Source organism: Mesorhizobium terrae (assembly GCF_008727715.1).
Classification (GTDB): domain Bacteria; phylum Pseudomonadota; class Alphaproteobacteria; order Rhizobiales; family Rhizobiaceae; genus Mesorhizobium; species Mesorhizobium terrae.
Genome location: NZ_CP044218.1, coordinates 2297291 through 2319677 on the forward strand (window position 1 = coordinate 2297291; position 22387 = coordinate 2319677).

Consider the following 22387-nt stretch of genomic DNA (forward strand, 5'->3'; position numbering starts at 1 on the left):
CACCATCGCAGATACGGTCCAGCCAATGCATTCAGATATTGTCGATCTGCGCTCCTTCTATGCCTCGCCGCTCGGACAGCTGACCGAGCGTTCGATCACCATGGCGCTGTCGGCTGTCTGGGCCAGCGTGCCCAACGAGCGTCTGGTCGGGCTGGGTTACGCGCTGCCGTGGCTGGAACGTTTCGGAGCCGATGCCGAACGCACCTTCGCCTTCATGCCGGCGACGCAAGGCGCGGTGGTGTGGCCGGCGACCGGTCCGGCCGCGACGGCACTGGTGTTCGACGAGGAACTGCCTTTGGTCGATTCCTCCATCGACCGCATGCTGCTTGTCCATTCGCTGGAGCATGTCGAGAGCCCGCGCGAAACGCTGAACGAGATTTGGCGCGTGCTGGCGCCGGCCGGCCATGTCGTGATCGTGGTGCCCAACCGGCGCGGCGTATGGGCCCGTTTCGAACATACGCCGTTCGGCACCGGGCGGCCCTATTCACGCGGGCAGATCGCCGAATTGCTGCGCGAGGCGAACTTCACCCCGGCGGCGTGGTCGGACGCGCTCTATTTTCCGCCGTCGCAGCGTCGTTTCATGATGCGATTCCACAGCCTGTTCGAAAGCGCCGGCCGCGCCATGTGGCCGATTTTCTCGGGCGTCATCGCGGTGTCGGCGCAAAAGCGGCTCTACCAGGGCGTGCCGGTGGCAAAGCGGGCCTCGCGGCGTGTCTTCGTGCCGGTGCTGTCGCCGCAGGGCGCGGCCACCAGCCTCGGCAGGCAAGGCGAGCCTCTCGATCGGCTCGACACGACGGGAGTGCAATCGCGATGAGCGATACCGGTGCCCCCCAGGTCGAGACGAGCAGTCTGCGCGACCAGCTGATGACCGTGCGCCAGGGCCTGGTCGGGTCGCCGTCGCGCAAGGCATTGCTCGGCTTCAGCTGGGTCCTGCTCGCCGTCATCGTCGCCACCGCCTATGGCCAGATCCTGCTCAACCGCTGGAACCAGCCATTCTACGATTCGCTGCAGCGGCGCGATCTCGCGGTGTTTCTCGATCAGCTGGTCGTCTTCGCGATGATCGCCGGCGGGCTGCTGGTGCTCAACATCGGCCAGCAATGGCTGAACCAGCGCTTCAGGCTGAAGCTGCGCGAAGCGCTGACGATCGACCTGATCGAGGAATGGCTGAAGCCGAACCGGGGTTTCCGCCTCGCCAATGCGGGCGCCATCGGCGTCAACCCGGACCAGCGCATGCAGCAGGATGCCGGCCATCTGTCGGATCTCTCGACGGATCTCGGCGTCGGCCTGGTGCAATCCTTCATCCTGCTCGTCTCGTTCGTTGGCGTGTTGTGGGCGCTTTCGGCGGGTTTCGTGTTCCACATCGGCAGTCATGCCATCGCCATTCCGGGCTACATGGTGTGGGCGGCGTTTCTTTATGCCGGCATCGCTTCCTGGCTGAGCTGGCTGGTCGGGCGGCCGCTGATCGGGCTGAACAGCGACCGCTACGCGCGCGAGGCGGACCTGCGCTTTTCCATGGTGCGGGTGAACGAGAATATCGACGCGATCGCCCTGTCGCACGGCGAAGCGAGCGAGAAGCGGCGGCTGACGGCCGATCTTTCGGCGCTGATCGGCTCGATCCTGCGTATCTTCCGTGCCCAGATCAATCTCGGCTGGGTCACCGACACCTATGGCTGGATCACCGTCGTGGCGCCGATCCTGGTCGCCGCGCCGGTCTATTTCGCCGGCGACATCACCTTTGGCGGATTGATGATGGCGGTGGGCGCCTTCAACCAGGTGCACTCCTCGCTGCGCTGGTTCATCAACAATATCGGCGCCATCGCCGACTGGCGCGCCACGCTGATGCGCGTGGCCGATTTCCGCATGGCGCTGCAGGAGACCGACAAGCTGCACGACACCGAGCAGCATATCGAGGTCTTCCAGACCAAGAACGGGACCATGGTTTTCGACGACCTGATTGTCGGTGCGACAACGGGCTGTTCCAGGCTTGTGGAAAAGACGGTGACGATCAAGCCCGGCGAGCATGTGCTGATCACAGGCGATCCAAGCGCCGGCAAGACGCTGTTCTTCCGCGCCGTGGCCGGCCTGTGGCCCTGGGGCTCGGGCCGCATCGGCATGCCCGCCGCCGAACTCGCCTTCGTGCCGCGCACGCCCTATTTCGCGCCGGGCACGCTGCGCGAAGTGCTGATCGATGGCATGACCGGCATCGATGACGCGAAGCTCGCGGCAGTGCTGACCGAGGCTGGGCTCAACCGTCTCGCTGCTTCGCTCGACCGCAACGCGCGGTGGGACCGGGAGCTCTCCGAGGAGGAGCAGCGGCTGGTGGCGTTCGCCAGGCTGGCTCTGCAGAAACCGGACTGGGTGATCATCGACGAGGCGATGGATACATTCAGCGCCACGACAGCCAAGCGCATCTTTGCCATGCTGGACAAGCACCTGCCGGAGGCGGCTGTCGTCAATATCGGGCGTGGGCAGCACAACTATAATTTCTTCCCGCGCGCGCTCGACATCATCAAATGCTCGGACGTGCCGGCATTGAAACCGCCGCGGGTATGGGCCGGCGCGCTGGAACCGCCGCCAGTGCCACGCAAGCGCAACGGCAATGGCACGAAGCGTAACGGTGCGAACACCAAGGTCGAACAGGTGCTTTAGAGAAAGCGGATACGGCCCGTCGATCAGGTGGGCCGTATCTTTGGGCGAATCCCCGTCGACGTCAGAGAACCGGGGTTTCCGCGCGCGCTTCGGATGCCGGCGCGGTGCCGGCCTTGCCCGAACCGAAGATCGCGAAGGAGAGCGCGGCCAGAACCCAGACGCCGAGCCCGCCATAGGCCATCACCCAGCCAAAGCCTTCGACCAGCGCCGAGTGGACGGCGGTTGCGGGAATGGTCAGGCTGGGTTGCGCCGCGTCCTGCAGGTTTGCCGTGTTGCCTGCGGCAATCTTCTCGGCCACGGCGCGCAGGTCGGCACCGTCGGGCGAGCCGGGCAGGGCCTTCTCCAACCCGTGCAGAATGCCTTCGACAAGGACAAAACCCATCACGGCGATGTTGACGGCGAGCGCGATCAGCCTGGCGCTGGCGTCGATGCCCGAGGCCATGCCGGCACGGCTGGCCGGCACCGAGCCGGTCGTCATGTTGGTGGCCGGCGTCGTCGTCAGGCCAAGGCCAATGCCGGCGATCAGCGCGCCGGGCAGTACGGTAAAGCCGCTTGCCCCTTCGATGCTGCTGCCCAGCCACATGGCGATGAAGCCGAGACCTATGGTGAACAGGCCGAGCGGGATGACGATGCGGGCGCTGGTGCGCAAAAGCAGGTACTGAGCCACCGGTGACATCACCAGGAACGGCACCGTATAGGCGAGCACGGCGAGCCCGGTTTCGGTGCTGTTGTAACCGAGGCTGGCGGTGAAATAGATCGGCAGGTAGACCATGAACGGCCAATAGCTGAAGTTCATGCCGATGCAGCCGACGATGGCGCCCGAGAAATCACGGATGCGGAAGACCGAGAAGTCGAACATCGGGTAGGGATGCAGCCGCTCGACCGCAATGAAGGCGACGAGGCCGACGAGCGTCGCGGCGGCTATGCCGAGGGCCGTCGGGCTGACGAAGCCGAGATCGGCGCCCTGGGTGATGTAGTAGGTCAGGCCGAAGACCGCGGCGCTCAGCAGGGCGATGCCGAGCAGATCCAGTCTCTTGGCCTGCGGATCGCGCGATTCTTTGACGCTGGCGAAGGTGAGCGCCAGGCACAGCAAAGCCAGCGGCGCGTGCACGAGGAACACCCACTGCCAGGTCGACAGGGCAACGATCATGCCGCCGATGATTGGCCCGAAGCCGAGGCCGATGCCGGAGATGACACCCCAGACGGCGAAGGCGCTGCCGCGTGCCTTCGCGTCCTGGAACTGGTTCGAAAGGATGGCGATGGAGCAGATGAACATCGCGCCGCCGGCCATGCCCTGCAGGAAGCGGCTTACGATCAGCACCGTCGTGTTGGGGGCGAGGCCGCACATCAGCGACGTCACGCCAAAGGCGGCGACCGTCACGGCGAAAACCAGCCGGCGGCCGAAGCGATCGGCCAGTGTTCCCGTTGCCATCAGCACTGTCGTGCAGGCGATGGTGTAGGCGTTCATGATCCACTGCATGTCCTTGAAATTGGCCTGCAGCACATGTTCGAGCGTCGGCAGGATCACCGGCACGCTCGATATTTCGAGGCCGAACATCAGCGCGGACAGACAGATCGCGACCAGCGCCAGATTGTCTCTACTCGTCAGCTTCATCCCTTGTCTCCGGCTGGCGGCGGCGGGGACAGAAGGTCCGGCGCCGCTGGTTATTTGGAAACATCCCAGATAGGCGAAGCTTGATCATGCATAAATGATATGCAACCATATTTCAGTGATAACAAAATTGGATGAATGAGATGCTGTGGCTGGACGCAGAGGCCGTGCGCAACTTCGTCATGGTGGCGGAACTGCAGAGTTTTACGCGTGCCGCCGATGCCCTCGGTTCAACCCAGGCCGCGGTCAGCGTCAAGCTGAAGCGGCTGGAGGAGCGCATCGGCCGCAAACTGATCGAACGCACGCCGCGCCGGGTCAGGCTGTCGGCCGACGGTGCGCTGTTCATCGATTCGGCACGGGCCTTCCTGACCGCGCATGACAATGCGGTTGCCGGCCTGTCTTGCGGCATCCGGCGCTTTGCGCTCGGCATTGCCGGGCATGTCGCCGGGCCGGAGGTGACGACGCTGCTGGCGCGGCTCAACAAGCACGACCCGGCGCTGACGATCGAGGTGCAGGTCGACAATTCGAGCGTGCTGCTCGACGCCTTCGATCGCGGCAAGCTGGATGCGGCCATCGTCAGGCGCGAGGACGACCGCCGTGACGGCGAGGTTCTCGGCCCCGAGCATTTCGGTTGGTTCGCCACGCCCGACTTCCACCATCGCCAGGGTGAGCCGATTAGGCTGGCGGCATTGGCGCCGGCCTGCGGTGTCCGTGATCTCGCGACGCGCACGCTCAACGATGCCGGCATTCCCTGGGTCGAAGTGTTTCTTGGCGGTGGCTCGTCCGTTGTCACGGCTGCTGTTTCGGCCGGGCTCGCCACGGCCGTTTTTTCCAGCCGGCTGGCACCGCCCGGCACCGTCGAGATCAGCCGCAAGTTCGGCCTGCCCGAGGTGCCGTCGTCGGAAATCGTGCTGCATTCGACGCTGACCGACAGGCGTTCGCGCGAGGCGCTGCGCATCCTCGCCTGCGCCTTCCGCGAGCATCGCGCCACGGCAGCGTAGAGGGCTGCCGCAGCCTTTTTGCCGATCGGCTAACGATCCTTGCCGATGTTTTCCAGGTCGTAAGCGGTGGTCTGGTAGACCCGGTTGATCCAATTGCCGAACAACAGATGAGCATGCGAGCGCCAGCGGTTGAGCGGCGGACGTTTTGGATCGTCATCGGGGTAATATTCGTGCGGCACCGCGATGGGTGTGCCGGCGGCCACGTCGCGGTCGTATTCTTCCTTGAGCGAGGTCGAATCATATTCGATGTGGTTGAACATGTAGAGCCGGTTGCTGGCTTGCTCGGCGAGCAGGCTTGGGCCGGTCTCCTCCGAATCCATCAGCAATTCGAGGCCCGAGCCCTTGGGGATGTCGGTGGCGCGAACCTCTGTCCAGCGCGACACGGGGATGGCGAAATCGTCCGAGAAACCGGCGAGATAGGGCGAGGCGGGAGCGTTGTTGCGATGGCGGAAGACGCCGAACGCCTTCTCCTCCAGTGTGTATTTTGGAACGCCATGGAAATGCCACGCGGCGGCCATCGCTCCCCAGCAGATGAAGAACGACGAATGGACGTTCGTCGTTGTCCAGTCGAGGATGCGCTTGAGTTCGTCCCAGTAGGTGACGTCCTCAAAGGGCAACAGCTCGATGGGCGCACCGGTGATGATGAAGCCGTCGAACTTGCGATCCTTTACCTCTTCCCAGGTCTGGTAGAAGGTGATGAGGTGGTCTTCCGAGGTGTTCTTGGCCTTGTGGTTGCCGATGCGCACCAGGGCCAGCTCCACCTGCAGCGGGCTTGCGCCGATCAGGCGGGCGAACTGGGTCTCCGTCCGCACCTTGTTGGGCATGAGGTTGAGCAGGCCGATCTGCAAGGGACGGATGTCCTGACGGAGAGCGGTCTGCTCGTCCATGATGGACACGCCCTCTTTCACCAGTACTTCACGGGCGGGAAGCTGATCCGGAATCTTGATCGGCATGGTGCGAACTCCAAAAACAAAAACCGGCATTGCTGTCGCAAAGCCGGTTTACGGATCGCAAACGGCCCTTTAGCGACTTATTTAACGTGGCTGCAAGCCGACCGGCCAAATCACCACGGGTCTATGCCCTGCTCTTACGCCCGGTAGCGGATTGCGTCAACCGTACGCCGGCTGTCGTGCCAGCGCGCCCGGCTTGCCGGTTTTCCTCGACATTCCGCAGTGCGGACGGTATTTCCGCCATGGCCTCCGGCCGGAGGCGCACTTCACGGATTTTCGATATGACCAAGGCAAACGACCCGCTTCGCCCTCAGCCCCGCGCCGGCATCATGGATATCGAGGCCTATGTGCCCGGCAAGAGCACCGCGCATGGCGTTGCCAAGGTTCATAAACTCTCGTCCAACGAAAACCCGCTCGGACCGTCGCCCAAGGCGATCGAGGCGGCGCGTGAGGTGGCGGCGAAGCTCGACATCTATCCCGACGGCTCGGCCAAGCGGCTGCGCGAGGCCATTGCCGAAACGTATGGATTGAATGCGGCCAACATCGTCTGCTCGAACGGCTCCGACGAGATCCTCGGGCTGCTTTCGCAGATCTACCTAACGCCGGACGACGAGGCGATTTTCACCGAACACGCCTTCATGGTCTACAAGATCTATATCAAGGCGGCCGGCGCTACCCCCGTGGTAGTCAAGGAAACCGATGAGCGCGCCGATGTCGACGCCATTCTGGCGGCGGTGACGCCGCGCACCAAGATCATCTTCCTTGCCAATCCCAACAACCCGACCGGCACCTATCTGCCGTTCGACGAGGTGCGGCGGCTGCATGCGGGGCTGCCGAAGAACATCCTGCTCGTGCTCGACGCGGCCTATGCCGAATATGTCCGCCGCAACGACTATGAAGCGGGGATCGAACTGGTGGCGTCCAGCCGCAACGTGGTGATGACCAGAACTTTCTCGAAGATCGGGCTTGGTGGCGCGCGCGTCGGCTGGATGTACGGGCCGCTGGAGATCGTCGACGCGATCAACCGCGTGCGCGGGCCGTTCAACGTCAATGCCGTGGCCATAGAGGCAGGTATCGCGACCATCCGCGACCGAGCCCATATCGAGAAAAGCGTCGCGCACAACGAAACGTGGCTGCGCTGGCTTTCGGAGGAATTCACCGGGCTCGGCCTGCGCGTGACGCCGAGCGTCGGCAATTTCATCCTGATCCATTTTCCCGACGACGCGAAACATTCGGCGGCGGCGGCGGACGATTATCTGAGCGAGCGAGGCTATATCCTGCGGCGCGTTGCCGGCTACGGTTTTCCCAACGCGCTGCGGATGTCGATCGGAACCGAAGAAGCCAATCGCGGTGTGGTCGCCGCACTCGCCGCATTCCTGAAAAGCTAGAGATATGTCCGAACCCCTGTTTGAAAAGATCGCACTGATCGGCATCGGCCTGATCGGTTCCTCGCTGGCGCGCGTCATCCGCCGCGAGGGCCTTGCCCGCCACATCGCCATCTCCACCCGCCGCCCCGAAACATTGAAGCGGGCCGAGAACCTTCAGCTCGGCGACAGCTACAGCACCGACGCCAGGACGGCCGTGCGCGACGCCGATCTCATCATCGTGTCGGTGCCGGTCGGCGCTTCCGGCACCGTCGCCGAAGAGATCGCACCGGCGCTGAAGAAGGGGGCGATCCTCACCGATGTCGGCTCGACCAAGCAGTCGGTGGTCGCGCAGATGTCGCCCTTCGTGCCGGAGGGCGTGCACTTCATTCCCGGCCATCCTCTGGCCGGTACCGAGAATTCCGGCCCGGATGCCGGCTTCCCGGATCTGTTCGACAACCGCTGGTGCATCTTCACGCCGTTGCCGGACACGGACCCCTTGGCGCTGGAGAAATTGTCGACGTTCTGGCGCCGCTGCGGCTCGAACATCGATACGATGACGCCCGAGCATCACGACATGACGCTGGCGATCGTCTCGCACCTACCGCACATCATCGCCTACAACATCGTCGGCACCGCCGACGACCTGGCCAATGTGACCAAGTCCGAGGTCATCAAATATTCGGCTTCCGGTTTCCGCGACTTCACCCGCCTTGCCGCGTCGGACCCGACCATGTGGCGGGACGTGTGCCTGCACAACAAGGACGCGATCCTGGAAATGCTGGCGCGCTTTTCGGAGGACCTGTCCTCGCTGCAGCGGGCGATCCGCTGGGGCGACGGCGACAAGCTGTTCGACCTGTTCACGCGCACCCGCGCCATCCGCCGCTCGATCATCCAGGCCGGCCAGGACATCGACGTGCCCGACTTCGGACGCCAGGTGGTGGAGCATCCGGAGAAGAAGTGAGGAAGGCGGCAGTCGGCAGTCGGCAGTCGCGGAATAGTGGCAGCGCATCCGGCAGCCTGTCTTGCGATTGCTAAGCTACGAGTGAGCAGTTTCGACTGCCGACTGCCGACGACCTATTCGACAGGCTTGATCATCCCGAGCGGGATGAAACCCAGCGAAGCACGGCCCTTCACCACTTTCAGCGGCATGGCCGGTTCGTTGCCCAGCATCGACAAAGCGGCGAAGCCCTGCTGGATCTGGTTGGCCTGCTCGGGAATGGCGGTGGCCAGGATGCCCGCGACCGCCTTCGGGTTCTGCAGCTTGATGTTGAGGGTGGCGTCGATCAGCCCGTCGGCATCCACCGAAAGCGGGCCCGACAAGGCGATACGGGCCTCGCCCGAAGACAGTTCGAGATTGCGGATATCGACCGACTGGCCGCGCAGGCTCTTCGGCGGCGTGGCGATCAGCGCAACGCCGTTCTTCACAGTCATGTCGCCCTTGCCGTCGAAGGGCGGCAGCACGCGGCCGCCGATGGTATGCGCGTCGATCTCAAGGTCGGTGAAGGCGTGGTTCAGCACGATGTCCTGACCGGCGGGGCTGGCATCCAGCGCGAGCTGGCCGACGCTGAAGAGTTGCACCGGGTCGGTCTCGTCGGCCGGGTCCGTCTGGCCGTTGAAACCTTCGGCGGCGAGCGAAACCTTGCTCGGCAGCGGCCACCAAAGATGGGTGCTGGCCTGAAGGCTGTCCCAGTCGATCCATAGCGGTAGCATGCCAGGCACCGAAGTCCGTAGCGGACCGTCCAGCTCGGCGTTCGGAACCAGTGGCCGTAGCAGACTTGCCGCGGCCACCACGCCGCCGGACGCGGCCGCCACGTTCCTGGAATCATCCTGATAGGCCAGCGCGTCGCAGGTGACGACGAAGCGCAGCGGGTAGCCGCTGACGGTCAGGTTGGAGCAGTCGGCGTTGGCGCCCTTGGCGGCGAGCGCGGCAACCGCGTTGCCGGCCTCGCTCTTGACGCGCGCGGCCAGCCAGAACCAGCCGGCGCTGTAGAGCCCGAACAGCACCAGCAACAAAATGATCAGCCGGATCGGCCAGCGCCGACGCTTTGGCTTGGTCTGGTCGCTTGACGTCATGCCGTGGCCCTCGATAACGCATGAAGAACCGGAAAGGGAACCATCCCGGTCGAAATGAAACGTGCGGATGGCAATATCCGCATACAGGCTTGGCGATATGGGCGATTTTTGGGTTTTTGGCTATGGTTCGCTGATCTGGCGTCCCGGTTTTGCGCATGTCGAGACGCGGCGGGCGCGGCTTTACGGCTATCGCCGTTCGCTTTGCGTCTATTCCTTCGTGCATCGCGGCACGCGTGAACGACCGGGTCTTGTGCTCGGCCTCGATCGCGGCGGTTCCTGCATCGGCCTTGCCTTCAGGGTGCCCGGCGAGCTGCGCGACGAGGTGATCGGCTATCTGCGTGAGCGCGAACTGGTCACGCATGTCTATCTTGAGCGTTGGGTGCGCCTTGCGCTGGAAGATGGCAGGACCGTCGATGCGGTCACCTATGTCGCCGACCGGGGCCACGAACAATATGCCGGCGCGCTGGCCGAGGCCGAGGCGGCGGCCGTGGTGCGCGGTGCGGCCGGCCAGTCCGGCGTCAACGAAGACTATGTCTTCAACACCGTCCGGCATCTCGAAGCACTCGGCATTCGCGACCACTGGCTGGAAACGGTCGCGCGGCTGATCGCTCCGGTTGAAAACACGCCGGCCCCATTGAACGGGTAGCCACAAGACCTAGGTTGTAGCCGGGAACCAGCGGGCCGCTGCTGTCAGGGAGAATAATCTTGCAGAAACGTATGCTCGGTCGAACCGACCTCGAAATCGCGCCGCTCGTGCTGGGTGGCAACGTCTTCGGCTGGACCGCCGACGAAAAAACCTCCTTCGACCTGCTCGACCGTTTCGTGGACGGTGGCCTGAACACCATCGATACCGCCGACGCCTATTCGCGCTGGGTGCCCGGCAACAAGGGCGGCGAATCGGAGACGATCATCGGCAAGTGGATGAAAGCGCGCGGCAACCGCGACAGGGTGATCGTCATCACCAAGGTCGGCTCCGACATGGGCCAGGGCAAGAAGGACCTGTCGGCCGCGCATATCGAGCGGGCGGTCGAAGCCTCGCTGAGGCGGCTGCAGACCGACGTCATCGATCTTTACCTGTCGCACTGGCCGGACCCGACGGTACCCTACGAGGAAACGCTCGGCGCCTATCAAAAGCTGCTCGCCAAAGGCAAGGTGCGCCATATCGGCTGCTCCAACCTCGACGCCGGGCAACTGCGCGCTGCGCTCGACGTCGCCAGGCTGCGCGACCTGCCGCGCTACGAGGTGCTGCAGCCGGAATACAATCTCTACGACCGGGCTTCCTATGACGGTCCGTTGCGCGACCTGTGCATGGCCGAGAGGCTCGGCGTCATCACCTATTTCAGCCTGGCGAAGGGGTTCCTGTCCGGGAAATACCGCGGCAAGGCGGATCTCGGCAAAAGCGCGCGCGGCGAGGATGTGGGCGCCTACCTCAACAAGCGCGGCATGCGCATCCTGGCGGCGCTCGACGCGGTGGCCGCGCGCCATTCGGCCAGGCCGGCGGAAGTAGCACTTGCCTGGGTCATCGCCCGGCCTGGCGTTACCGCACCGATTGCCAGCGCAACTACGCCCGAGCAGATGGCAAGCCTTGTCCGGTCGGCCTCGTTGGTGTTGACCGCGACCGACATCGAGGAACTCGACAAGGCGAGCGGCTAGAAGCCCGTTTTCCGGAAACCTGTCTTTGGAGAGAGGGGCCGGTCAGGCCGCCAAAGCGCGGCCGACGCGGTCGCGGATTTCGGCCAGCGTGAACGGCTTCTGCACGACGTCGAGGATAATACCGTTCAATTCGTCGGCCCGTTCGCGCTGGTCGGCATAACCGGTCACCAGCATGATCTTGAGCGCCGGGAAATTGGCTGCGGCCGCCTTGGCCATCTCGATGCCGTCCATCTCCGGCATACGGATGTCGGAGACGATCAGGTCGTAGTTGCCATTGGCGGCGCGGATCGTTTCCAGCCCCTGCGCGCCGTCGGCGGCAACGTCGATGCTGTGGCCTGCGCGTTCGAGTGCGCGGGCGGCGAGAGTGCGGACGGATTCATCGTCCTCGACGATCAGGAGCTTTGCCATGGGCAAGGTTTTGCCCGGCAAGTGTTGACGTTTCCTGAAAGACCGAAACGGCGCCAGGCTATTTTAGCGATGGCTGTGGAAAGGCGTCAGGTTTCGTCCTTGACGACGCCGACGAAGGGCAGTTCGCGGAAGGCATGGCCGACATCCATGCCATAGCCAACGACGAAATAGTCGGGGCAATCGAAGCCGACATAGTCGGCGTCGAGATCGGTCTTGCGGCGCATGCGCTTGTCGAGCAGCACGGCGATCGAACAGCTCCTGGCGCCACGCGACAGCATCAGCTCGCGGGCGAATTTCAAAGTCTTGCCGGATTCCAATATGTCGTCGATCAACAGCACGTCGCGGCCCGCGACTTCGTTGTCGATGTCGCGCAGCACACGCACTTCGCCGCTCTCCGTTCCGGCGCCGTAGCTGGAAATGAAGATGAACTCGACCTCCGGCGACAGGCCCGCATCGTGCATGGCGCGGATCAGGTCGGCGGCGAAGATGAAGGACCCTTTGAGCACCGAGATGACCAAAAGGTCGTGGTAGTCGTGCGCCGCGATTTCCTTGGCGAGCTCCAGATTGCGCCGGGCGATCGCCGACGCTGAAAACAGGACCTCGATGTTCTTGCCGCGCACAACTGGCATGGAAAGCCTTTCCTGGGGAGCGCGTCCGGGATCGGCCGAGGCCGCGCCCGCTATTGCGCGAAGGTGACCGAGACGGCCGTTACCCCGTTTCTAGGCACGTCGAGCCGGCTGGAAAAGGCAAATCTTTCGCCTGGTGCCAATGCGCGGCCGGATGTCCCCAGCCCATAGCGGGTGATGTGCCCATCATTGCCGGTGACGCGGATCTCGAGCGGCGGCAGGGCCGCCGCCTGATCGCCGTCATTGCCGGCCTCGCCGTCAACCATCAGCAACGGCTTGAGGCCGGTGCTGTCGACGCGCGAGGTGACGCCGGAAATGCTCAGCGCCGTCATCGGATCGCTGGCGCCAAACAGCGTGGTCTGGCGAAACAGCGCGTGCCCTCCGGAAATCCAGAAGGCGGCGAAGGTGACCGCGACGCCGAGGCTCCAGAACAGCGGACCGCCCCGGCCCGAAGCCTCTTTTTGCGGGGTTGCCACCGTCTGGCGCAGCATGCCCATGCCGTCGAGGGACGGCACAGTTTCGAGCATTGGCGCGGCGGCCGGTTGCGGGTTTCGTTCGGCGGAGATGCCAGCATCGGAGGGCAGCACGATGAATTCGGCATCGATCACGTCGGCGGTCGCGGCGAAGCCATCATGGGCCGCCGTTGACGCGGTCATGATTTCGCCGGAAACCGGGCGTGCCCTGCCGCGATCGACCATCCTGCTCCTCGGTCGCCTCTGTTCGCCGTCTGTTTCCATGCGATAGACAAAAATGGTTAATGCTTCACAACCGGAATCGTTTTACAGCCGCCATTGGCGCCGAAATTTAACCGGCGGTTAACCATGCCGGTCGATGGTCGTTTCGTAGAGACGGGCGGACTGCCGCCAATGAAAGTTCCAGGTCGCCGCACGTGATCCGCTTCGAAAATGTCGGCCTCCGCTATGGGATGGGTCCGGAGATTCTCCGTGACATCACCCTGCATGTTCCGGAGCGCTCCTTCCAGTTCCTCAGCGGGCCTTCGGGCGCCGGCAAGACGACGCTGCTGCGCCTCTTGTTCCTGTCGCTGAAGCCGACGCGCGGCCTGATCACCGTCTTCGGCAAGGATCGGGCGCGCATCACGCGCGAGGAACTGCCGCATCTGCGCCGCCGCATCGGCGTCGTCTTTCAGGATTTCCGCCTGCTCGACCATATGACGACCTATGAGAACGTGGCGTTGCCGCTGCGCGTTCGCGGCCGCGAAGAGGCGAGTTACCGCACCGATGTCGTCGAACTCTTGAAATGGGTCGGATTGGGCGACCGCATGCATGTGCTGCCGCCGGTGCTGTCGGGCGGCGAGAAGCAGCGCGCGGCGATCGCGCGCGCGCTGATCGAGCAGCCGCAGATCCTGCTCGCTGACGAGCCGACCGGCAATGTCGACCCGCAACTGGCGCGGCGGCTGCTCCGGTTGTTCATCGAACTCAACCGGCTCGGCACCGCCGTGGTCATCGCCACCCACGATCTCGGCCTGATGGACCAGGTCGACGCCCGCCGCCTCATCCTGGCCGGAGGAAGGCTGGACATCTATGACTGAGATGGCCGCCGATCACGAAGAAGACGTCGACGACGTCCGCTACACCGAGACGCGGCCGCGCGTGCAGCGCAAGATGGCGCCGATCGTGCCGGCGCAGAACATCGCCGGGCGCGCGCTGGTGTTCGTCATCGCCATCATGACCTTCCTGTCCTGCCTGACCTTCGGCGCGGTGACGCTGGTGCGCAGCACCGCTGTCGTCTGGGAGAACCAGATCTCGCGCGAGGCGACGGTCCAGATCAAGCCGGTGGAAGGGCTGGACATGGAAGCAGCACTGGCTGCCGCCGCCGAGATCGCCGGCGGGTTCCCGGGCGTCAAGGGCACCAGCATCGTCGATCGCGACGCCACCGCGCGGCTCTTGGCACCATGGCTGGGCACCGGCTTGAACATCGACGAACTGCCAGTGCCGCGCCTCGTCGTCGTCACCATCGACGAGAACAGCCCGCCCGATTTCGCCGCCATGCGCACGGCGCTTGCCGCAAAGATAGCCAGCGCTTCACTGGACGATCACCGCACCTGGGTCGACCGGCTGGTCGCCATGGCGCGCACGACGGTGACCATCGGCATGATGGTGCTGGTGCTGATGCTATCGGCCACAGTGCTGACGGTGGTGTTCGCCACGCGCGGTGCCATGGCCGGCAACGGCCATATCATCGAGGTGCTGCATTTCGTCGGCGCCGAGGCGCGCTTCATCGCCCGGCAGTTCCGCCAGCAATTCCTCATCACCGGCATGAAAGGCGCGGCCGCCGGCGGCGCCGCGGCGGTCGTCGTCTTCCTGGTGTTTTCGTGGTGGACGTCGCATAATATGGCAACGCCCCAGGCCGACCAGGCGGTGGCGCTGTTCGGCAGTTTCGCGATCGGTTGGGCCGGCTATCTCGGCGTGGTGCTGATGGTGTTGGTCATCGGCGTGCTGACGGCCGCGACATCGCATGCCACGGTGATCGCCTATCTCAGCGATCTCGATACGCGCCAGACCGACGGCGGCTGAAAAAGGGCGGGTGACGTCGCGATGCGAAACCCCTATCCAACCATGAATTGTCCCTCGCCTTCGGAGCGTGCTTTCTCCTACCAAAGGCCGCAATTCGCCGTTAATCATGACGCCATGAAAAGCCGCGATTCTGCCGACACGGCCGAGGCCGCGCGGGGCACTATGTCTGTGCCGCGCGGTGCCTCCCGGCTGCGGCGAGCGGCGCGCTACACGGGTTTCGTGATCCTCATTGGCCTCGCCTTGTATCTTGTGGGCTTCGGCTGGTTCGCCGGGCATGTCAGCCGCCTCTCCACACCGGCCGATCCGGAGCCGGCCGACGCCATCATCGTGCTTACCGGCGGCCAGTCCCGGCTGGACGCGGCGATGGAGCTTCTGGAAACGGGCAAGGGGGCGCGGCTTTTGATCAGCGGCGTGCATCCGACCGCCAGCCGCAAGCAGTTGCAGAAGGCGACCGGAGGCGACACCAAGCTCTTCGCCTGTTGCGTCGACATCGACCGCGCCGCGCTCGACACGATCGGCAATGCCGAGGAAAGCGCCAAATGGGTGCGCAGCCACGGCTATAGCAGCGTCATTCTGGTCACCAACAACTATCACATGCCGCGCAGCCTTTTGGAGATGGGCCGCCTGCTGCGCAACGCGCGGCTGGTGCCTTACCCTGTGGTCAACAGCAGCCTCGACAATGGCGGCTGGTTGACCAAGCCAGGCGCATTCAGGGTGCTGTTCACCGAATACAACAAATATCTGCTGGCGCTCGGCCGCATCGTGCTGCCGATCAGGCCAGCCTTCGCCAGCCACGGGGGCGACTAGGGCACTTCCCGCCGGGCGCAGCCGGTCAACCGGTCCGGTTCATTGCACGCAGCTTGACGATCTCGGCTTCCAGCGTGGCAATGCGCTTGTCCCGTTCGGACAGGATTGCGGCAACGTCCGCAGCCTCGAAACGCTGCGGGATGTGTTGCGGGCAGTTCGCGTCCCAGGCCGAGACGGTGAACAGGATGACCTGTTCGGGCCGCGCCTTGTAGCCTTCCGGCATCAGGCGGGCGAGCAGGTCCGGATCGTTTTCGACAACCCGCGCCTCGCCCCAGATCTTGATGCGCTGCCGCAGCATGTAGTCGATGAGGAACAGGAAGGCCCTGTTGTTGTCGGCCAGATTGCCTTGCGAGATGAACTGGCGGTTGCCGGAGAAGTCGGCGAAGCCGATGGTGCGCCGGTCGAGCACGTTCAGGAAGCCGGCCGGCCCGCCGCGATGCTGGATATAAGGTTGGCCCTCGGCATTGGCCGTGGCCAGGAAGACGCTGGTCTGCGCGGCGATGAAGGCCGCCAGATCAGGCGAGATGTCCTGCTGCCAGCCACGCTCCTCGGAGCGGGCATAAGCTTGTCGCGAACCCTTGCGGGCCTGTATCGCCTTCACCGTCGGTGTGAAGGCAACGTCGCTTGCATAGATATGCGGGGTGGCCATCGTGGGTGCCTCGTCAGTCTTTCGGCCCTTTCGCCACGCAACGCCAGCCTTGGCGAAACGAGCAACGCGCGGCTCGGGGAGATCAGCACGAAGCTGGGGTCTTTCACAATGCAGAAGTAGGTGGCATTGTTGAGAGATATTGTTCCGAATATTGGAATAATGATGGATCGCCTCAACTCGATGTCGCTGTTTGTCGCCGTGGTCGAGGCCGGTAGCCTGTCGGCCGCCGGCCGCAGTCTTGGCATGCCCTTGGCCACTGTCAGCCGACGAATCTCGGATCTCGAGAAGCACCTCGGCACCAGGCTGCTCAATCGCTCGACGCGCCGGTTGGAGCCGACCGATGTGGGGCGCTCCTATCTCGCCGCATGCCGGCGCATCCTGCAGGACATCGAGGAAGCTGAGCAGGCGGCGGCGGGCGAATACAGCGCCGCCCGCGGCGAGCTTGCCGTGACAGCGCCGATCGTGTTCGGGCGCCTGCATGTGCTGCCGGTGATCGCTGATTTCCTCAGCGCCTATCCGGAAGTCGATGTGCGGCTTAGCCAATCCGACACGCTGCGGCGCCTGATGGAGGAACATATCGATCTGGCCGTGCGCATCGGCAACCTGCCGGATTCCAGCATGGTCGCAACACGGGTCGGTACCATTCGCCGTGTGGTTTGCGCGAGCCCTGCCTATCTCGATGCTCATGGCGTGCCTGCGACGCCTGCAGGCCTAGCTGCCCATCAATGCGTCACCTTCGAGGGGTTGGCGCTTCCCGCCGCCTGGACCTTTGCCGAGAGGCGAGTGGAAAGCTCGGTTCCCGTGCGGTCGAGGCTGAAGGTCAACACCGCCGAAGCCGCCATCGATGCGGCCGTGGCCGGTGTCGGCCTGGTGCGCGTGTTGTCCTACCAGGTCGCCGAGGCGGTGCGGACCGGCACGCTCAGGCTGGTGCTGGAGGATTTTGAACCGGCACCCTGGCCGGTCAGTCTCGTCCATGCCGGACAGGGCCTGCTGCCGTTGAAGCTGCGCGCCTTCCTGGACTTCGCCGCGCCACGGCTGAGGGCCCGACTGGCGGGTCTCGGCATCTGATACATATCAGCGACTTCGCCGCGTTCCGGGATCGAATGGCGTCGAATTCGCTGGCAAAATCGAGTTACCGGCGTCATTTCCATTTTGCCCAAGCATGGTGTAACCAACAGGCTTCCTCACCGGACTCTCCGCATGCTCTATATTCGCTCGCTGGCGTTCAACCTCGCCTTCTATGTCAGCCTGATCGTCCAGATGATCGTGTGGACGCCTTATTATTTCCTGTCGTCGCGCCGCCGGGCCTGGCTCGTGCCGAAGTTCTGGTCGCGCTCGTCGATGTGGCTCTACAAGGTGATCGCCGGCACGGACAGCCAGATCACCGGTACGGAAAATCTACCCGAGGGCTCCTTCATCCTGGCGCCGAAGCACCAGTCCTTCTGGGACGCCATTGCCTTCTTTCCGTATCTGAAGGACCCGCTCTACATCCTGAAGCGCGAGCTCACCTGGATCCCGTTCTTCGGCTGGTACATCATGAAGATGCGCATGATCCCGGTTAACCGCGGCAGCCGCTCCAAGGCGTTGAAAGCGGTCATCGCGGCCACCAATGCGGAACTGTCACGCAATCCGCGCCAGCTCATCATCTATCCCGAGGGGACGCGCCGGGCGCCGGGCGATGAACCGGCCTACAAATATGGTATCGTCGAACTCTATTCGCAGCTCGGCGTGCCGGTGGTGCCTGTCGCCCATGTCGCCGGCCTTTACTGGCCGCGCCGCAAATTCCTGCGCTATCCGGGCACGATCAAGGCGCAGTTCCTGCCGCCGATCCCTCCAGGACTCGAAAGGGAAGAGTTCATGCGCCGGCTGATCGGCGAGACCGAAGCGGCCTGCGACGCGCTGTTGGTCGAGGCAGCCAATTCGAAGAACCCGCCGCCAATGCCACCGACCGCCGCCAAGCGACTGTCGCAGCTTCGCGCCGCCGCGAAAGCCTGAGACGACAGCCCGACCGGGCTTTCCATTTCGCCTATTTGAGATCGAGCAGCCGTTCCAGATAGCTGCGCTCGATCTCCGGGCTCAGCGCATTGCCGAGCCGCTTGCGGATCGCATCGATAATCTCGCGTGCGCGCTGCATGTCGATCTCGTCGGGAACCTTGACCTCGGACCGATCGGGGTTCGGGCCTTCCGATCCGCGGATCGGCCTGTTCAGGGGATCGCGACCGTCGCCGCGCTGGTGGATCGGGCCACCGCCCTCATCACTCTGCATGGCCTGCAATTGCTGCATCAAGTTCTGCGCGCCGCGCCGCAGCGCCTCCAGCGCACGGCCCTGCTGGCCGACGGCGGCGCCACCCTGACCGCCGCCGAGCGAGTTTTCGGCTTCGCCCATCGCCCGGCCGGCCTCGCCGAAACCTTCGTTCGGCTCCATGCCCTGGCCTTCCAGGTTCTTGTTCAGCTTGTCGAGCTCACCCTTCAGCTTGCCCTGGCCTTCCTGTAACTGCTTGAGCGCATCGGCAAATTCCTGCGGCGTCATCGGCTTGCCGTCGCGGCCGCCATCCTGAGGTGTGCCGTTGTTGCCCTGGCGCTGCTGGCCATCTTCGCCCGGCATCTCCTGGCTCTGGTCGTCCTGTCCTTGCTGGCCGCGCTGCGCCTGGTCCATGCGGAAGGTGTCGTTCATCATCTCCTGTTGGCGGCGCATGATTTCGCCGAGCTTGTCCATCTGCTTGCGCAGTTCGGAATCCTGCTGGCTCGGCCCCTGGCGGCGGGCGGTGCGCAGGTTGTTCATCATGTCCTGCATCTCGGACAGCAATTGCTGCGCCTTGTCGCGGTCACCGGATTTCGCCAGATTCTCGATCTGGTCCATCATGCGCTTGAGGTCGTTCTCACTGAGGACTTGGGCGTCGTTCGGCAGTGGGCCGTCCTTGCCTTGCGGGTTGCGCTGGGCGAACTCACGCATGAAATCGGCCATTGACTGCCGCAGTTCCTTCATCAGCTTGTCGATTTCCTCGTCGCTGGCGCCATTCTTCAGCGCGTCCTGCAACGCCTGCTGCGCCTGGCGCAATCGCTTCTCGGCCGTCGACAGGCTGCCATCCTCGATGCCGAGCGCGACCTCCCACAAATACGACACGACACCGCGCAACTGGTCATCGGTGGCGGCGAGCTTGAGGCGGCTGCGGGCACTCATCAAGGCCAGATAGTTGGTCATCGAACCGAACGTGTCCTCGGGCCGGAGCGTGATCGCATCCATCAATTCGAGCACACGCGGCCTGGTGTTAGCGTCCAGCGCCAAGAGCCTGCGCTGCTCGATGACGGCGCGCGCCAGCGGGTTGGCGAAGGGCCGTTCCGGCATCACCCAGTTCTTGGTTTCGCTGCGCGCCAGCTGGCCGGCGCCGTCGGTCGCTTCCAGCGTCAGCTTGATGTTCGAGCCTGCCCAGACATGGTCGGTCAGATCCTTGGTGGTGCGGGCCGCATTGTTCTTGGCGCCGCGTCGCGGCAGCACCAGCGACATTTCCGGCGGACCGTAGAGCGGCCGTGCGCCGAGCGGCTGCTGGTCGGCCAGCGCGAAGTCGGCACGGGCGGAGGTCGCGCCGTAATCGTCGACGATCTGGTAGTTCAATTCTGTGGTGCCGTTCACCGCGCGCTTCGGCTCGCCGGCGAAGCTGATCTGCGGGGCGGTGTCGGGCGTGACGGTAAAGGACCAGCGGTCGAGTTCGTCACTGCCGGATTTCAGCACCAGCGCGCCGTCGGCGATAAGCTTGCCGTTGAATTGACGGGCGGCGGGGCGCTCCTGCTGCGCGGTCGAAGCCGGAGCAGCGGGTTCCTTCGAGGCATCGGCTTCAATGTCGCGGCTGTTGCCCGATGCTTCCAGATACGCGAGCGTTTCGACATTGGTGCCACCGGTGATGCGCACCGTCACGTCGCTGCCTTGCGGCACGGTGAAGGCGGTGTTCTGGCGGCTGGCCTCGGCGGTCAGGAAGAGCGGCGGCTTTCCGGTATAGGCCGGCGGCGTCACCCAGGCGTCGATGCGCGAGGGAACGACGTCGCGCATGCCGGCGGCGTTGAAGGCATCGGCGATGCGTCCGCCCGACGGACCGTAGGAAAAAGCCAGCGCCACGACGAGCACAAGTGCTGCCACGGAGCGCAGCGCCCAAGGGTCGCGCCGGGCGACATCGGTGGCCGGTAGATCGGTGCCGAGCGAGCCGAGCTTTGCCGCCATGCGTTTCTGATGCTCGCGCCACAACGCCTGCGCAAACGCGCCGGGCGCGCCACCCGGCTTGTCTGCCTGCACCCTGAGGGGGCTGTGCAGCAATGCGTTGGCGGTTTCGATGCGGCGATCGATTTCCAATGCCGTCGGCAGGTGGAAGAAGCGCAGCGGATAAAGGGCTGCTAGCGCGGCGATACCGAACAAAGCGACGAGGCCGAAGCGCACCATGTCCGGCAGATGTGCGAACAGGCCGAACCAGGCGGCGGACAGGAACAGCGCCGCGACGATGAGCAGAGGCAGGATGAGCGGCCAGCCGCGTTCGACGACCATCACCGCGCGCGTCGCCAGCCTGCTTGCGGCGAGCCGCGCTGCCAGGCTGCGATCAATGCCGGATGTGGGTTGCTCTGTCATCCGCTCTTCCGGGAAGCCGGCCGAAATGGTGCGACTTCGCTAGCCCGGAGCATAGCAGCAAACACGGCAAAGGCGAGGCGGCTTCTGGAAAAGGCGGGTCATAAACCCGTCCGCCGGCCGGTCCACGCGGGGTGTATCCAGTCTTAGAATTGCACAGCCGTCGTGTTGGCGCCGCAGACCAGGACAGCCACCCGTTCGCCGGGCGCCGGCGCGTATTTGCCCGATAGCAACGCAGCGAAGGCGGCAGCGCCGCCGGGCTCCGCGACAACCCGCACCGTCTCCCAAAGCGCCTTCTGCGCAGCGACGATGTCGCCGTCGGCGACCAGGATCGAGCGTTCGACAAAGGCCTGAGCGACGGGGAACATCAACGAGCCGACCCGTTTCGGCGCCAGCGAGTCCGCCGCGACCCCCTCCGTCGGCGCATCGACGGGTTCTCGCGCGGCCAAGGCGTTGTGAAGGGTCGGTGCGCCTTCCGGCTCGACGGCGACGATGCGCACCCGCCCGGCCAACCAGGCGGCGATGCCGCCGATCAGGCCGCCGCCGCCAACGGCGACCAGAAGCGTGTCGATGTCGGGCAGATCCTGCTCGATCTCGAGACCGAGCGTGCCCTGGCCGAGCATGGTCTCGGTCTGTTCGAAGGCATGCACGGGCAATGCGCCGGTTTTCGCCGCATAGGCCTCGCTGGCGGCAAGGGCATCGGCATAACGGTCGCCGGCGATCACCAGTTCGGCGCCATAGCCGCGGATACGGTCGGTCTTGGCCTTGGGCGAGACGCTGGGCACGAAGATGGCGGCCGGGATGCCGAGGCGCATGGCGGCATAGGCGACGGCGGCACCATGATTGCCTCCCGAGGCGGCGACCACGCCAGCCTTTGGAATGTCGCGCTGCAAGAGGTTGGAGAAGGCGCCACGCGCCTTGAAGGAACCTGAATGCTGCAGGCATTCGAGCTTCAGTTGCACCGGAAATGCGGGTCGGCCGAAATCGACCATGTCGACCGCTAGCACCGGCGTGCGCCTTATATGCGGCCTGATCAGCGCCTCCGTCTCGGCGATGCGTTCAGGGGTGATCCGCGTCTCGGCAGGCATCGGGCGCTCCGGAAAGTTGCAGTTGACAGCATTTAGTAACTTGGCAAAATACCAAAATGCAAGAGGCTGATATCTTCAAGGCGCTCGCCAATCCGCGCCGGCTGCAAATCCTCGATTGGCTGAAGGATCCGGTGGCGCATTTCCCGCGCCAGGTGGATGGCGATTTGGTCGAGGACGGCGTCTGTGCGCTGCTGATCGCCGACAAGCTCGGCATCACGCCGGCCACGCTCAGCGAGCACATGCGCGTGCTGTCGCAGTCGGGTCTGGTGCGCTCCAGGCGCATCAAGCAATGGATATTCTACCAGCGCAACGAAGACGGGATCGGTGCGGTCAGGGCGATGGTGCTCGAGAGCCTGTGAGG

At 64.5% G+C, this 22387-nt stretch carries 22 protein-coding genes and 1 riboswitch; of the genes, 13 read left to right on the forward strand and 9 right to left on the reverse strand.

From position 1 onward, the window contains the following. Positions 1-25 precede the first annotated feature (25 nt). Positions 26-814: a class I SAM-dependent methyltransferase gene (locus FZF13_RS12450; protein WP_024922825.1), complete on the forward strand. Its 789-nt coding sequence runs from the start codon at positions 26-28 to the stop codon at positions 812-814. Continuing rightward, positions 811-2649 carry an ABC transporter ATP-binding protein/permease gene (locus FZF13_RS12455; RefSeq protein ID WP_024922824.1) on the forward strand — a complete coding sequence of 613 codons (1839 nt, stop codon included), beginning with the start codon at positions 811-813 and terminating at the stop codon, positions 2647-2649. The genes FZF13_RS12450 and FZF13_RS12455 overlap by 4 nt, the downstream gene beginning before the upstream one ends. Positions 2650-2710: 61 nt before the next feature. Here FZF13_RS12455 and FZF13_RS12460 read toward each other — a convergent pair whose 3' ends face one another. Then, positions 2711-4264 carry an MFS transporter gene (locus tag FZF13_RS12460; RefSeq protein WP_024922823.1) on the reverse strand — a complete coding sequence of 518 codons (1554 nt, stop codon included), beginning with the start codon at positions 4262-4264 and terminating at the stop codon, positions 2711-2713. Between the two features lie 140 nt (positions 4265-4404). Here FZF13_RS12460 and FZF13_RS12465 point away from each other — a divergent pair, with 140 nt between their 5' ends. Beyond that, a complete protein-coding gene (locus tag FZF13_RS12465; RefSeq protein WP_024922822.1) occupies positions 4405-5262 on the forward strand; it encodes a LysR family transcriptional regulator in 858 nt (285 codons plus the stop codon). A gap of 29 nt (positions 5263-5291) precedes the next feature. Here FZF13_RS12465 and metA read toward each other — a convergent pair whose 3' ends face one another. Continuing rightward, a complete protein-coding gene (metA, locus tag FZF13_RS12470; protein WP_024922821.1) occupies positions 5292-6215 on the reverse strand; it encodes a homoserine O-acetyltransferase MetA in 924 nt (307 codons plus the stop codon). Between the two features lie 49 nt (positions 6216-6264). Then, positions 6265-6342, reverse strand: a riboswitch (SAM riboswitch). 151 nt (positions 6343-6493) lie between these two features. On the opposite strand from metA, the gene hisC reads away from it, so the two are divergent. Together hisC and FZF13_RS12480 are read left to right on the forward strand one after the other, a co-directional pair. Further along, positions 6494-7600 carry a histidinol-phosphate transaminase gene (hisC, locus tag FZF13_RS12475; protein WP_024922820.1) on the forward strand — a complete coding sequence of 369 codons (1107 nt, stop codon included), beginning with the start codon at positions 6494-6496 and terminating at the stop codon, positions 7598-7600. A gap of 4 nt (positions 7601-7604) precedes the next feature. Then, positions 7605-8540 (forward strand): prephenate/arogenate dehydrogenase family protein, encoded by a 936-nt coding sequence (locus tag FZF13_RS12480; RefSeq protein ID WP_024922819.1) that lies wholly within the window; start codon positions 7605-7607, stop codon positions 8538-8540. A 113-nt stretch (positions 8541-8653) separates the two neighbouring features. Here the strand turns inward: FZF13_RS12480 and FZF13_RS12485 are convergent, their stop codons facing one another. Then, a complete protein-coding gene (locus FZF13_RS12485; RefSeq protein ID WP_024922818.1) occupies positions 8654-9652 on the reverse strand; it encodes a DUF2125 domain-containing protein in 999 nt (332 codons plus the stop codon). Between the two features lie 97 nt (positions 9653-9749). On the opposite strand from FZF13_RS12485, the gene FZF13_RS12490 reads away from it, so the two are divergent. Both FZF13_RS12490 and FZF13_RS12495 read left to right on the forward strand, forming a co-directional pair. Continuing rightward, entirely contained in the window at positions 9750-10298 is a 549-nt protein-coding gene (locus tag FZF13_RS12490) for a gamma-glutamylcyclotransferase (protein WP_024922817.1), read from the forward strand. A 59-nt stretch (positions 10299-10357) separates the two neighbouring features. After that, positions 10358-11305 carry an aldo/keto reductase gene (locus FZF13_RS12495; RefSeq protein ID WP_024922816.1) on the forward strand — a complete coding sequence of 316 codons (948 nt, stop codon included), beginning with the start codon at positions 10358-10360 and terminating at the stop codon, positions 11303-11305. 42 nt (positions 11306-11347) lie between these two features. Here the strand turns inward: FZF13_RS12495 and FZF13_RS12500 are convergent, their stop codons facing one another. The 3 genes from FZF13_RS12500 to FZF13_RS12510 form a co-directional block, all read right to left on the reverse strand. Further along, positions 11348-11713 (reverse strand): response regulator, encoded by a 366-nt coding sequence (locus FZF13_RS12500; protein WP_024922815.1) that lies wholly within the window; start codon positions 11711-11713, stop codon positions 11348-11350. Between the two features lie 86 nt (positions 11714-11799). After that, positions 11800-12342 (reverse strand): hypoxanthine phosphoribosyltransferase, encoded by a 543-nt coding sequence (gene hpt, locus FZF13_RS12505; RefSeq protein ID WP_024922814.1) that lies wholly within the window; start codon positions 12340-12342, stop codon positions 11800-11802. A gap of 50 nt (positions 12343-12392) precedes the next feature. Then, positions 12393-12995: a hypothetical protein gene (locus tag FZF13_RS12510; RefSeq protein WP_244431192.1), complete on the reverse strand. Its 603-nt coding sequence runs from the start codon at positions 12993-12995 to the stop codon at positions 12393-12395. Positions 12996-13228: 233 nt separating this feature from the next. On the opposite strand from FZF13_RS12510, the gene ftsE reads away from it, so the two are divergent. From ftsE to FZF13_RS12525, 3 genes are all read left to right on the forward strand, one after another. Continuing rightward, positions 13229-13888, forward strand: a complete 660-nt coding sequence (gene ftsE, locus FZF13_RS12515) for a cell division ATP-binding protein FtsE (RefSeq protein WP_024922812.1) — start codon at positions 13229-13231, stop codon at positions 13886-13888. A gap of 1 nt (position 13889) precedes the next feature. After that, on the forward strand, positions 13890-14873 hold the full coding sequence (locus tag FZF13_RS12520) for a cell division protein FtsX (protein WP_373426405.1): 984 nt from the start codon (positions 13890-13892) through the stop codon (positions 14871-14873). 162 nt (positions 14874-15035) lie between these two features. Beyond that, the gene (locus tag FZF13_RS12525; RefSeq protein ID WP_051504823.1) at positions 15036-15680 is read left to right on the forward strand and encodes a YdcF family protein; all 645 of its coding nucleotides are present in this window, start codon (positions 15036-15038) and stop codon (positions 15678-15680) included. Positions 15681-15705: 25 nt separating this feature from the next. Here the strand turns inward: FZF13_RS12525 and FZF13_RS12530 are convergent, their stop codons facing one another. Then, entirely contained in the window at positions 15706-16329 is a 624-nt protein-coding gene (locus FZF13_RS12530; protein ID WP_024922809.1) for a pyridoxamine 5'-phosphate oxidase family protein, read from the reverse strand. A gap of 162 nt (positions 16330-16491) precedes the next feature. Between FZF13_RS12530 and FZF13_RS12535 the strand changes: the two genes are divergently transcribed. Together FZF13_RS12535 and FZF13_RS12540 are read left to right on the forward strand one after the other, a co-directional pair. Next, positions 16492-17397: a LysR family transcriptional regulator gene (locus tag FZF13_RS12535; protein WP_024922808.1), complete on the forward strand. Its 906-nt coding sequence runs from the start codon at positions 16492-16494 to the stop codon at positions 17395-17397. A 132-nt stretch (positions 17398-17529) separates the two neighbouring features. Continuing rightward, the gene (locus FZF13_RS12540) at positions 17530-18324 is read left to right on the forward strand and encodes a lysophospholipid acyltransferase family protein (RefSeq protein ID WP_024922807.1); all 795 of its coding nucleotides are present in this window, start codon (positions 17530-17532) and stop codon (positions 18322-18324) included. 31 nt (positions 18325-18355) lie between these two features. Here FZF13_RS12540 and FZF13_RS12545 read toward each other — a convergent pair whose 3' ends face one another. After that, complete coding sequence (locus tag FZF13_RS12545; RefSeq protein ID WP_024922806.1) at positions 18356-20941, reverse strand: TIGR02302 family protein; 2586 nt, start codon at positions 20939-20941, stop codon at positions 18356-18358. A gap of 143 nt (positions 20942-21084) precedes the next feature. Next, positions 21085-22026: a threonine/serine dehydratase gene (locus FZF13_RS12550; RefSeq protein WP_024922805.1), complete on the reverse strand. Its 942-nt coding sequence runs from the start codon at positions 22024-22026 to the stop codon at positions 21085-21087. Positions 22027-22082: 56 nt separating this feature from the next. Between FZF13_RS12550 and FZF13_RS12555 the strand changes: the two genes are divergently transcribed. Further along, positions 22083-22385, forward strand: a complete 303-nt coding sequence (locus FZF13_RS12555) for an ArsR/SmtB family transcription factor (RefSeq protein ID WP_024922804.1) — start codon at positions 22083-22085, stop codon at positions 22383-22385. Positions 22386-22387: the final 2 nt, after the last annotated feature.

Excerpts from the sequence above, each read along its gene's own strand:
- FZF13_RS12450 (WP_024922825.1), top strand. The coding sequence starts at position 26 with ATGCATTCAGATATTGTCGATCTGCGCTCCTTCTATGCCTCGCCGCTC.
- FZF13_RS12455 (WP_024922824.1), top strand. The coding sequence starts at position 811 with ATGAGCGATACCGGTGCCCCCCAGGTCGAGACGAGCAGTCTGCGCGAC.
- FZF13_RS12460 (WP_024922823.1), bottom strand. The coding sequence starts at position 4,264 with ATGAAGCTGACGAGTAGAGACAATCTGGCGCTGGTCGCGATCTGTCTG.
- FZF13_RS12465 (WP_024922822.1), top strand. The coding sequence starts at position 4,405 with ATGCTGTGGCTGGACGCAGAGGCCGTGCGCAACTTCGTCATGGTGGCG.
- metA (WP_024922821.1), bottom strand. The coding sequence starts at position 6,215 with ATGCCGATCAAGATTCCGGATCAGCTTCCCGCCCGTGAAGTACTGGTG.
- hisC (WP_024922820.1), top strand. The coding sequence starts at position 6,494 with ATGACCAAGGCAAACGACCCGCTTCGCCCTCAGCCCCGCGCCGGCATC.
- FZF13_RS12480 (WP_024922819.1), top strand. The coding sequence starts at position 7,605 with ATGTCCGAACCCCTGTTTGAAAAGATCGCACTGATCGGCATCGGCCTG.
- FZF13_RS12485 (WP_024922818.1), bottom strand. The coding sequence starts at position 9,652 with ATGACGTCAAGCGACCAGACCAAGCCAAAGCGTCGGCGCTGGCCGATC.
- FZF13_RS12490 (WP_024922817.1), top strand. The coding sequence starts at position 9,750 with ATGGGCGATTTTTGGGTTTTTGGCTATGGTTCGCTGATCTGGCGTCCC.
- FZF13_RS12500 (WP_024922815.1), bottom strand. The coding sequence starts at position 11,713 with ATGGCAAAGCTCCTGATCGTCGAGGACGATGAATCCGTCCGCACTCTC.
- hpt (WP_024922814.1), bottom strand. The coding sequence starts at position 12,342 with ATGCCAGTTGTGCGCGGCAAGAACATCGAGGTCCTGTTTTCAGCGTCG.
- FZF13_RS12510 (WP_244431192.1), bottom strand. The coding sequence starts at position 12,995 with ATGACCGCGTCAACGGCGGCCCATGATGGCTTCGCCGCGACCGCCGAC.
- FZF13_RS12520 (WP_373426405.1), top strand. The coding sequence starts at position 13,890 with ATGGCCGCCGATCACGAAGAAGACGTCGACGACGTCCGCTACACCGAG.
- FZF13_RS12525 (WP_051504823.1), top strand. The coding sequence starts at position 15,036 with ATGTCTGTGCCGCGCGGTGCCTCCCGGCTGCGGCGAGCGGCGCGCTAC.
- FZF13_RS12530 (WP_024922809.1), bottom strand. The coding sequence starts at position 16,329 with ATGGCCACCCCGCATATCTATGCAAGCGACGTTGCCTTCACACCGACG.
- FZF13_RS12535 (WP_024922808.1), top strand. The coding sequence starts at position 16,492 with ATGGATCGCCTCAACTCGATGTCGCTGTTTGTCGCCGTGGTCGAGGCC.
- FZF13_RS12540 (WP_024922807.1), top strand. The coding sequence starts at position 17,530 with ATGCTCTATATTCGCTCGCTGGCGTTCAACCTCGCCTTCTATGTCAGC.
- FZF13_RS12545 (WP_024922806.1), bottom strand. The coding sequence starts at position 20,941 with ATGACAGAGCAACCCACATCCGGCATTGATCGCAGCCTGGCAGCGCGG.
- FZF13_RS12550 (WP_024922805.1), bottom strand. The coding sequence starts at position 22,026 with ATGCCTGCCGAGACGCGGATCACCCCTGAACGCATCGCCGAGACGGAG.
- FZF13_RS12555 (WP_024922804.1), top strand. The coding sequence starts at position 22,083 with ATGCAAGAGGCTGATATCTTCAAGGCGCTCGCCAATCCGCGCCGGCTG.